A 10,643-nucleotide genomic window follows, 5' to 3' on the forward strand; every position below is an offset into this window, starting at 1 on the left:
ATGACGGCATACGGCAGTCTTTTCGAACGCCTTGGTGGAACTCCTGCCTCGCGAAGCAAAAACCTCGAGGAAGCCGCCCGGGATTCGGTGACTGCCCACCTGTCCAAAATGCTCAGCACCCGTGCGGGCAGTGTACTAGCGCTGCCCGACTACGGGATGCCAGACCTGAACAATATGACGCTGAGTCTTCACGATGCGTTGACTCAGGGAGCAACAGACATCAAGCGCTTCATTGAGGCGTATGAGCCGCGTCTTACCAAGGTTGAACTCATCTCAACGCCTAATGAGAGTAACCAGCTGAACCTTGCGTTCTCCATCGAAGGCCAACTGGAAGTTGACGGTGTTAAGTCATCGGTCTTGTTGTCCGCCCGATTGAGTAACGGCGGAAAAATCACAGTTAAGTAGCGACGCTCTATTTCATATACCAGCGTGTTCCACGTGGAACTTTCCAGCGGAGCACGCCGAACGCTACATCTCATTCACACAGCATTCGTGCAGGAAGCTCATCGCCCGTGTCTTTTAACCAGTACTACCAAAGCGAATTGAACGCGCTACGCCAGTTGGGCGGTGTTTTCGCTGAGCGTAATCCGGCGTTGGCGCATTTTTTGGGGCAGGGTGGAAGCGACCCCGACGTGGAGCGTTTGCTTGAAGGCTTTGCCTTTCTGACTGGGCGCTTGAGGGAGAAGCTTGACGATGATCTGCCCGAGCTTACTCATTCCTTGATGTACCTGTTGTGGCCGAACTACATGCGTCCGCTGCCGTCGTTCAGCATGTTGCAGTTCGAAGCTCTTGCGCAAGCCGGCCCGACCGTAATCGCCGCTCGCGGTACAGACGTAAAAAGTGAGCCGGTTGAGGGGGAGATTTGCAGTTTCCGGACATGTTATGCCACAGAGGTTCAGGCGCTAAATCTGGCTGCATTGAGCTATTCCGAAAAGGGCGAAGGCGCTCTTTTAACGCTGCGTTTGGAAATTCCAGGTGACGGCCATCTGGGTGACTTGAAGCTGCGCCGCCTTCGGCTGCATTTTGCGGGTGACCGATACATTAGCCAGACGCTCTATCTGAGTTTGCTGCGCCATTTGGAAAAAGTTGAAGTGCACCTATTGGGCGCTGGCACTGAGCATGTGAACACTCTGCGCCGCAGCGACCGCTTCCTAACCCTACCCTCCAACTGCCTCCAGCCCGTGGGTTTTGCCGAAGACGAATCATTGATTCCTTACCCGCTGAACACCTTCCGTGGTTACCGCTACCTCCAGGAGTACTTCGCGTTTCAAGAGAAGTTTCTGTTCGTTGATATCTCCGGCTTAGACGCTCTACAAAGCTTTTCGGAAGATATCCTCAAGGGTGCTAAGGGTATCGAGTTGCATTTCTCTATCAGCAAAAACGGCATGGAGCGCCAGCGCCCGACGGTAGACAACGTGAAGCTGTACTGCACGCCCATCGTCAACCTGTTCAAGCACGATGCGTCTCCGATCCGTCTTGAAGGAAAAGAAGACGAGTATCTGCTTCTGCCCCATCAAGAGGGTCGAGGTCACTGCGGCGTGTTTTCCGTCGACGGGGTGGGCGGGAACGAGATGGGCGGGACATTTAAGAGCTTTGTGCCGTTCGAGTCTTTCGAGCATGACTCCAGCTTCGATGACGGCAATCACGCCCCACATTACAGCGTTCGGCAGCGGCCCTCCCACGCTCATGAAGGCGTGGACACTTACCTGAGTTTTGGCAACCAAAACATCGAGCGTTTTTCGACGGTGTCCGTGGATCTGACCTGTACCAATCAAAACCTTCCGCGCCGGCTCAAGGTTGGCGATATTTCCAGCAGCAAAGAAACCCAGGAAGCGCTGACCTTCCGCAACATCCTCGTGCCCACGTCCAGTTACGCCCCACCATTGAACCGCGACTTCCTGTGGAAGCTGATCAGCAACATGTCGCTGAATTATGTGTCGCTGGCCAACGTCAATGCGCTGAAGGTCATTCTCGAAACCTACGACTTGCCGCGCTACTACGACCAGAAGGCTCGCAACGTCAGCAAAACCCTGCTCGACGGTTTGAAGTCCATCAGCCATCAGCACGTCGATCGGTTGCATCGCGGGTTGCCCGTTCGTGGCTTACGCACTGAGCTGTTGATTGACCCAAGGAGCTATGTCGGCGAAGGCGATTTGTTCCTGTTCGCCTCGGTTCTCAACGAGTTCTTTGCGCTCTACGCCAGCCTCAATTCGTACCACGAACTACATGTGCAAAGCACACAGGGGGAGGTGTACCAATGGGCACCACGTATGGGCCTGCAACCTTTGCTGTAAGCAGGTTGAGCCGAGCTATACGCGAATTCTCGATCTTCCAGGCCGTACCTCAGGTCATGGACCAGTTACGCCTATCCAATACAGCGATGAGTGAAGAACAACTTTACGATCTGGTGGAGTTTCAGGCGAATCCGAGCTTTGGTTTCCCGAGCAGCGATATTGATTGCGTGGAGTTCTTCGACGAGGGAGGGCGTTCTCGCGCACGGCTGCGTCTGAACTTGATCAGCCTGGTTGGAGCCGGATCGCCGCTGCCGGCTTTTTACGGCGAGCAGGCGCTGGAATACGGCGGAAAGGGCGAGTCGACCCGTGATTTTCTCGACCTGTTTCATCACCGGTTACAACGCCTGCTGCTGCCCACTTGGCGCAAGTATCGCTATCACGCCCGTTTCGAGCGCGGCGCGGTGGACCCGTTTTCGGCGCACCTCTTCGCGCTGATCGGACTTGGGGACAAGGCGATACGCGAGACCAACGAGCTGAACTGGAAACGCCTATTGCCCTATTTGGGCTTGCTCAGCCTGCGAGCCCACTCGGCCGCGTTGATCGAGTCCGTACTGCGTTACTACTTCAAGCACGCCGAGTTGACCATCGAGCAATGCATCGAGCGTTCGGTACGGATTCTTGAGGAGCAACGTAACCGGCTAGGTATGGCGAACAGTCGCTTGGGCGAAGACTTGGTGCTGGGCGAATACGTGCGTGATCGCAGCAGTAAATTTCGCGTGCACATCCGGGAACTGGATTGGCAGCGCTTCCTCGATTTCCTGCCTACGGGAGTGGGTTATCAACCGCTCTGCGCGCTGGTGCGTTTTACCCTGCGCGACCCCCTCGATTACGACATTCGCCTGGTGCTTCGCCATGAAGAAATTCGTGAGCTGCGCCTCGACGAACATAACGCCTGCCGCCTCGGCTGGACCAGTTGGCTTGGACGCGAATATGCCGACGGCATCGTCACCCTCGGCAGCAAAACTCATTAAGGACGACTGATTATGATCAACGTAGACCTGCAACAACTTATTCAGGCCCTGGACGCCGAAACCCGTCGCGAACTGGAAGGCTCGGCCGAGCGTTGCGTCGCCCGGGGCGGCAGCAAGATTCTGATTGAAGACCTGCTGCTGGCCCTCTTGGAGCGGCCCCAAGGCTTATTAAGCCGAGCCTTGCTGGACGCGCAAGTCGATGCCGGTGAACTGGCTGCTGCGTTGCAGCCGCGAGATGAACAGAGCGCTTCGCGCAATCCGGTGTTCGCACCCGAACTGGTGCAATGGCTGCAAGACGCACTGCTGGTTGCCACGCTTGAGCTTGGACAAAGTCATGTGGGGCAGGCGGCGTTGATTCTGGCGTTGCTGCGCAACCCGATGCGCTATGCCGGCAGCCGCTACCAACCGATTATGGCCAAATTGAACGCCGACCGTCTGCGTGATTTCGCATTGTCTGAACAGGCAGAGCCGGCGGCGGGGAAACCCGCTGTTCCCGGTGAATCGTTGCTGGCCAGGTTCACTCACAACCTCACCCAGCAGGCCCGCGAAGGCAAGCTTGATCCGGTGCTATGCCGCGATGATGCGATCCGCCAGATGATCGATATTCTCGCCCGACGGCGTAAAAATAATCCCATCGTGGTCGGCGAGGCGGGCGTCGGCAAAACTGCCATCGTTGAAGGGTTGGCGTTGCGCATTGCCCGGGGCGAGGTGCCCCACTCCCTAAAAGGTGTTGAGCTGCTGTCTTTGGACATGGGATTGTTGCAGGCGGGCGCCAGCGTCAAGGGTGAGTTCGAACGGCGACTTAAGGGCGTGATTGACGAAGTCAAAGCCTCGCTTAAGCCCATTACGTTATTCATCGATGAGGCCCACACCCTCATTGGCGCTGGCGGTCAGGCCGGTGGTTCCGATGCCGCCAACTTATTGAAGCCAGCGCTGGCGCGTGGTGAGTTGCGCACCATTGCAGCGACGACGTGGGCTGAATATAAAAAGTACTTTGAAAAAGACCCGGCACTGGCGCGACGTTTCCAGCCAGTGCGGTTGCATGAGCCGACGGTCACCGAAGCCATCACAATATTGCGTGGATTGGCGCCTATTTATGAAAAGAGTCACGGCATCTATCTGCGTGACGATGCCGTTGTGGCGGCCGCTGAGTTATCAGCGCGTTATCTCTCGGGCCGCCTGTTGCCGGACAAGGCAGTGGACGTACTCGATACCGCCTGTGCCCGCGTGCGCATTAGCTTGGCGGCACCGCCTGAGCGCCTGGAAAAACTGCGCAGCGAGCTGGCCGAAGGTGGGCGTCAGTGCCATGCAATGCGACGGGATGCCGAGGCTGGATTAAGCATTGATCAAGATGCGTTAAGCGCATTGGAGGGCCGCCTCGAAGACGCTGAGCGAGAGCAGCACACCGTAGAGCAATCGTGGGACGAACAACGAAAACTCGCTGAACGCCTGCTTGAGCTGCGCCAGCAATTGGCCCTCGCTCGCGGTGACGAAAGCGATTCAGGTGAAGACAACTCGCATGAACTCAAGGCGCTTGAAACCGAGTTGCACAATGTTCATAGCGCCTTGAGCGCTGCCCATGAGATCGAGCGGTTGGTGAGTTTCGAAGTGTGCCCGCGTCAAGTGGCCGAGGTCATCAGCGCTTGGACCGGCGTGCCACTGGCGCAGTTAGCCCGAGAACACAACACCCGCGTCAGCACCTTTGCCAGCGACCTGCGGTTGCGTATTCGGGGCCAAGACCAAGCGGTGAGTGCGCTGGATCGCTCAATGCGCGCCACCGCTGCCGGACTGAACAAACCTGATGCTCCGGTCGGAGTGTTTTTGCTGGTGGGCCCAAGCGGCGTTGGCAAAACCGAAACCGCGTTAGTGCTGGCGGATTTGTTGTACGGCGGTGAGCGGTTCATTACCACCATCAACATGTCCGAGTTTCAGGAAAAACACACCGTTTCTCGCCTGATTGGTTCGCCGCCAGGTTATGTAGGTTATGGCGAAGGCGGCATGTTGACTGAAGCCGTGCGGCAGAAACCCTATTCAGTGGTGCTGCTCGACGAAGTCGAAAAAGCCGACCCCGATGTGCTGAATCTCTTCTACCAGATCTTCGACAAAGGCATCGCCAATGACGGCGAAGGGCGCGAAATCGACTTCCGCAATACGCTCATTCTGATGACATCCAACCTCGCCAGTGATCGCATCCAAGCGCTGTGTCGCGATGGTGATCGTCCGACCGCCGAAGCGTTGGAAGAGAGTATCCGCCCGGTGCTCAGCCAGCATTTCAAGCCAGCGTTGCTGGCGCGCATGCGGGTGGTGCCGTACTACCCAGTCAGCGGCCCGGTACTGCGCGAGCTGATCGAGATCAAATTGCAGCGCCTGGGTGAACGGCTGGCCCGTCGCCAACTGGGCTTCAGCCACTCTCAAATATTGGTCGATCTATTGGCTGAGCGCTGCACTCAAAGTGACAGCGGAGCGCGACTTATCGATCACTTGCTGGACTCGCACCTATTGCCGCTGATTGCGGATCGCCTGCTCGATGCGATGGCCACTGGAGCAACACTCAAAAGCGTCCACGCCACTCTAGACACGCATGATGCCGTCGCGTGTGAGTTCGCATGAGGTGGTCGTGATGTTTTCAGGGGTGCCCGAACCACTGCGCTACGCCCATGACTTGTTAGCGCAGTTCGCGCGCCTTTCCAGCGCCATGGACGCAGCGACGTTGCTCGGCGATTTCGTGCGTGCGTCGGTCGAGCTCAGTGCGTGCGAAATCAGTCAGCTGTACCTGCTGGACGCCACCCACACCAGCCTCGTGTTAAATGCCGAATACTGGCAAGGGCTTTTGCAGCCGCGTGCGGCGGCCAGCCTGCCAACGGACTATGACGGCGAGCAATTGCTGCAGTATGCGCTGTGTCAGAACAAGGTGGTCAGCCTGTGCAATTTGAGCGCCAGCCTGCAAGAGACGACGTTTCTCCCGGCCGGACGGCGCCCTTGGCAATCATTGCTGTGTGTGCCCCTGCTCGATCAACACAACGCCGTCAGCGGTTTGTTGGTGTGCGCCAGCCGCGAGCATCGCGAACTTCAGGGTTTTGCTGACTCGCTGGGGCAGTTCGGTTCGTTCGTGCTCGGACAACTAAGGCTGTTACAGCGTTCGCGCCGGGCTTCAGAAATATCCTCGACTTCGGTCAGTGCCGTGCCGATTGCCAGTGGCTACGGACTGATCGGTAAAAGCCCGGCCATGCGCGAAACCAGTCGCTTGATCGGCAAGGTGCTGAATAACCCCTATACCGTGCTTCTCAGGGGCGAAACGGGCACCGGTAAAGAGGTGATCGCTCGGGCTATTCATGAAAACGGCCCGCGTCGATCCAAGGGGTTCATCGTTCAAAACTGTGCCGCGCTTCCAGATAGCCTGTTGGAAAGTGAGCTGTTCGGCTATCGCAAAGGAGCTTTCACCGGTGCCGACCGTGATCGTGTCGGCCTGTTCGATGCTGCGGATGGTGGAACGCTGTTGCTCGATGAGATCGGCGACATGCCACTGTTGCTACAAGCCAAGTTGTTGCGTGTATTGCAGGAGGGCGAGATTCGCCCGTTAGGCTCCAACGACACCCACAAAATCGACGTCCGCATCATCGCCGCCACTCACCGCGACCTTGCCGCACTGGTCGCCGCTGGGCGTTTTCGCGAAGACCTGTATTACCGCCTGGCGCAATTCCCGATCGAACTGCCTGCCCTGCGTGACCGGGGCGGCGATGCGTTGGACCTGGCGCGTCACTTTGCCGATCAAGCCTGCACGTTTCTAAAACGCGAACCGGTGAGTTGGTCCGATGGAGCCCTGGACCAGCTCTGCCAATACGCTTTCCCCGGCAATGTTCGCGAGCTCAAGGCGCTGGTCGAACGGGCGATTTTGCTGTGTGACGGCGACCAACTATTACCCGAGCATTTTGCGCTGCGCCGCGATCTGGAACCCAGCGACAGCAGCTTGAATCTGCGCGCGCGTCTGGAGCAGATCGAACGAGGCTTATTGCTCGATTGCCTGAGAAAAACCGGTGGCAATCAAACTGTGGCTGCCCGCCAGCTTGGGTTGGCGCGCCGCACGCTGCTGTACCGGATGGAACGCCTGAATATTCGCCCCGCCGACGTTCGGACCTGAACGACCTATGTCGACCTCACTTAACCCTTTCTTTGCAGCACCGCCTGCACACCTTGGAGACCTACCGATGTTCGTTCGTCAATGGCCAGCAATCGTGCTGACGCTGCTCGTTTCATGCTGCCTCGGCGGCTGTAGCGGCAACTACAAATTCAGTGACGACACCTATCGTCCCCTCGGTGACCCACAGGTGGTCAACCGCGGCAAATGACCGCAAGGAGTGCAGCAAATGCAATTGGTTCTGGAAATAGTGAACACCGAACAGGCTGCGCCTTCGCAGCAATTACGCTGCGTGTTTGAACCCAGGGGCGGCGCGATTGGCCGCCTGGAGTACTCCGACTGGGTGATCGTCGACCACGGCAGCCAAGTATCCCGCCAACATGCGCAGATCAGCTTTAACGGTAGCCACTTTTTACTGCGGGATATCAGCACTAATGGCGTGCGCCTGAAAGCCACCGGCGAGCGCTTGGTTAAAGAAAGCAATGTACGCATCGAAGACGGCGCTGTGTACGTCATCGGCCCCTTCGACATTCGGGCACAGGTGATACGCAAAAGCGCTGAGTCCAACGCAGCGAGCGCTCAATCGGTCGTACCCCGCAATTCGCTGATCATCCCAGAGGATGTCAATTTCGGCCTGTCGCCCATGGCTGCCACGCAACAGCCGTCAGCTATCGACACGCCGACTCCCGAACCCCAACAATGTGCCGATTACGCGCCGATTCAGCGTGAGCATTTGATCGTGCCGACGCTGATACCGCCGACGCCAGAGCCGGACGCAGCCCCAGCACCGGCACCGTTACCCGATCCAAACGAAATGTTCTGGCAGCGTTTCGCCGAAGCGCTAGGCCTGAGCGTGGATGACCTCGACCAACCAAGTCGCGAAGTGTTGGCTGTTGAAACAGCTCGCCTGTTTAAGCTCAGCATTGGCAATTTGCAGCAAAGCCTGCGCACGCGCACTGAGTTGAAAAATGAACTGCGCCTGGCACTGACCACTGGGCAATACACGCAACGCAATCCGATCAAGCATGCGGCCACCGCCAGCGATGCAGTGAAAGGGTTGTTGCTCGACCCGCAGTTACGAACCCATGCCGAGCGCTCAATCGTCCGCTCGTTCAATGACCTGCAAGCCCATCAAGTGGCCATGCTCAGCGCCAGCCGAGCCGCCTTGCGCAGCACCCTGGAGCACTTTGCGCCGCAGCACTTGGCTTTGCGTTTCGAGCGCGACGGTCACCAGCCTTTGTTTTCCACCGACGGCGGTTTGTGGCGCGCTTATGGGCGTTATCACCACGCGCTGGGCCAAGACGACGACTGGAGCGAACGCCTGTTGGCGCGAGACTTCGCCCAGGCCTACGAAGAACAGGTTCGTCTGATCGACAGCCTTCACACCGACCCACAAGGATGACGCGCATGTCCTGCTTTCACGCTCACTGTTTCAAATACCTGTCAGTTTTTGCGGCCCTGTTGCTGTTGGCTGGCTGTTCGACGCTGTCGCCGTACTCCACGCTGACCAAGCTGGATTTGACGCTGGCCGCCAGCGACCAGCTCAACCCAGACCTGCATGGACGGCCCTCACCCATTGTCGTGCGCTTGATCGAGCTGAAAAATCCCGTGGCCTTCGAAAATGCGGACTTCTTCAGCCTGTACGAGCGACCGAAAGAAACCCTGGCGCCGGACCTTGTGACCAGCGAAGAGCTAGAGCTACGGCCGGGTGAAAGCCTGGACCTCAAGCTCAGCGTCGACAGCGGCAGCCGATACGTCGGTGTCCTTGCCGCCTATCGCGATCTGCCGGAAACCAAGTGGCGTTACGTGGTTCAGCTGACGCCCGTGGAACGCACCCACGCAACATTGCGCCTGGATCAAGCCGGCATCCACAACGCCTTGGCCTACCTCGACAAAGCAGGAGATTGACCATGAACGCTCATAAAGTCATTTGGCGCGAAGGCATGCTCCTGCGCCCGCAGCACTTTCAGCACAACGACCGCTACTACGATTACCAAATGAAAACCCGCACGCAGTTGCTAGGCCGCTACATGTGGGGTTTTTTGGATCAGGGGATTGAGGCTGATCCGTTAAAACAAGGCAAGATTGTGGTCAGTCAGGCCACCGGCATTTTGCCTGACGGCAGCCTGTTCAATCTGGAAGGTCGCGTTGAGCCATTGATGATCCAGGTGCCGCCTAACATCGGCAAAGCACCGGTCTACCTGGCGCTGCCGTTGGTGACCGGTAATCACATCGAAGCCCGGGCAGACGAAGACAAAGACGTACTGGCGCGCTACTCCATGTACGACGCCGAAATCTCTAATTCGAATGCCGGGGAGGGTATTGCCAGCCAAGTGCAATGCGGCCGTCCGGATTTTCGCTTGCTGATCGGTGAGCAGCAAAGCGATCAGATCTTCGTGAAGCTTCAGCTGTGCGAAATTCTTGATTGCACGGCAGACGGCGGCGTGACGCTTAACGGTGATTTCGCCCCAACGGTCATTCACGCCAAGGCCTCGACCTACCTGACCAAGTGCCTCAACGAAGCCATCGCCCTGGTGGATACCCGTTGTGCCGCATTGGCCGAGCGGCTCAGCGCCAGCGGCAAGGCTGGCGGTTCCGAAGTCGGCGACTTTATGCTGATGCAAATGATGAACCGCACGCAGCTGATTTTGCAGCATTACGAAAACCTGCAACACGTGCACCCCGAGGAGCTGTACCGCACGCTGCTGGAGGTCGTGGGCGAGTTATCGACGTTTGCCACGGCAGATCGGCGTACGCCACCGAATCTTAAATATAAGCACAGCGATCTAAGCCAAAGCTTTGAAACGCTGATAAACATTTTCAAACATTTGATGACCTTGGTGCTGGAAGAACATGCGACGCCGCTGGCCCTCATACCTCACGATTATGGGGTTCAAGTCGCCATCGTCGCCGATCAATCGCATTTCGAGACGTCGTCCTTCGTATTGGTGGCGGGTGCGCAATGCAGCACTGAGGAGCTGCGTAAACGCCTACTCGCGCAACTCAAAGTCGGAACCGTGGAAACCATTCGTGGCTTGGTCAATCACCACATGCCCGGCTTCAGTGTTCGGCCGCTTCCAGTTGCACCACGTCAGATCGCCTTCCATGCCGACAAGGCCTATTTCACCTTGGATCTAAGCGTCGAGGAGTTGGCGAAGCTCAGCAAATCAGGTGGGTTTGCATTCCATGTGCCTACTGATATTCCGGCCCTTGAACTGAAATTTTGGGCGATAAAAAAATGAA

General features: G+C 57.5%; 9 protein-coding genes. All 9 read left to right on the forward strand.

Annotated elements, in window-relative coordinates:
• Positions 1-405: a type VI secretion system baseplate subunit TssE gene (tssE, locus tag RGW60_RS19095; protein ID WP_322206040.1), complete on the forward strand. Its 405-nt coding sequence runs from the start codon at positions 1-3 to the stop codon at positions 403-405.
• Positions 406-512: 107 nt separating this feature from the next.
• Entirely contained in the window at positions 513-2,294 is a 1,782-nt protein-coding gene (gene tssF, locus RGW60_RS19100; RefSeq protein ID WP_322206041.1) for a type VI secretion system baseplate subunit TssF, read from the forward strand.
• Entirely contained in the window at positions 2,258-3,265 is a 1,008-nt protein-coding gene (tssG, locus tag RGW60_RS19105) for a type VI secretion system baseplate subunit TssG (RefSeq protein WP_322206042.1), read from the forward strand. Before tssF ends, tssG begins: the two co-directional genes overlap by 37 nt.
• Positions 3,266-3,271: 6 nt before the next feature.
• Positions 3,272-5,875: a type VI secretion system ATPase TssH gene (gene tssH / locus RGW60_RS19110; RefSeq protein WP_322206972.1), complete on the forward strand. Its 2,604-nt coding sequence runs from the start codon at positions 3,272-3,274 to the stop codon at positions 5,873-5,875.
• Positions 5,876-5,885: 10 nt separating this feature from the next.
• On the forward strand, positions 5,886-7,403 hold the full coding sequence (locus RGW60_RS19115; RefSeq protein ID WP_322206043.1) for a sigma 54-interacting transcriptional regulator: 1,518 nt from the start codon (positions 5,886-5,888) through the stop codon (positions 7,401-7,403).
• A gap of 67 nt (positions 7,404-7,470) precedes the next feature.
• Positions 7,471-7,611, forward strand: coding sequence for a type VI secretion protein (locus RGW60_RS19120; protein WP_322206044.1), 141 nt, complete (start codon positions 7,471-7,473; stop codon positions 7,609-7,611).
• An 18-nt stretch (positions 7,612-7,629) separates the two neighbouring features.
• A complete protein-coding gene (gene tagH / locus RGW60_RS19125; protein WP_322206045.1) occupies positions 7,630-8,802 on the forward strand; it encodes a type VI secretion system-associated FHA domain protein TagH in 1,173 nt (390 codons plus the stop codon).
• A gap of 5 nt (positions 8,803-8,807) precedes the next feature.
• Entirely contained in the window at positions 8,808-9,308 is a 501-nt protein-coding gene (gene tssJ, locus RGW60_RS19130) for a type VI secretion system lipoprotein TssJ (protein ID WP_322206046.1), read from the forward strand.
• A gap of 2 nt (positions 9,309-9,310) precedes the next feature.
• On the forward strand, positions 9,311-10,642 hold the full coding sequence (gene tssK / locus RGW60_RS19135) for a type VI secretion system baseplate subunit TssK (protein WP_322206047.1): 1,332 nt from the start codon (positions 9,311-9,313) through the stop codon (positions 10,640-10,642).
• The last annotated feature ends 1 nt before the right edge of the window (position 10,643 follow it).

Source organism: Pseudomonas sp. AB6, from assembly GCF_034314105.1.
Taxonomy (GTDB): Bacteria; Pseudomonadota; Gammaproteobacteria; order Pseudomonadales; family Pseudomonadaceae; genus Aquipseudomonas.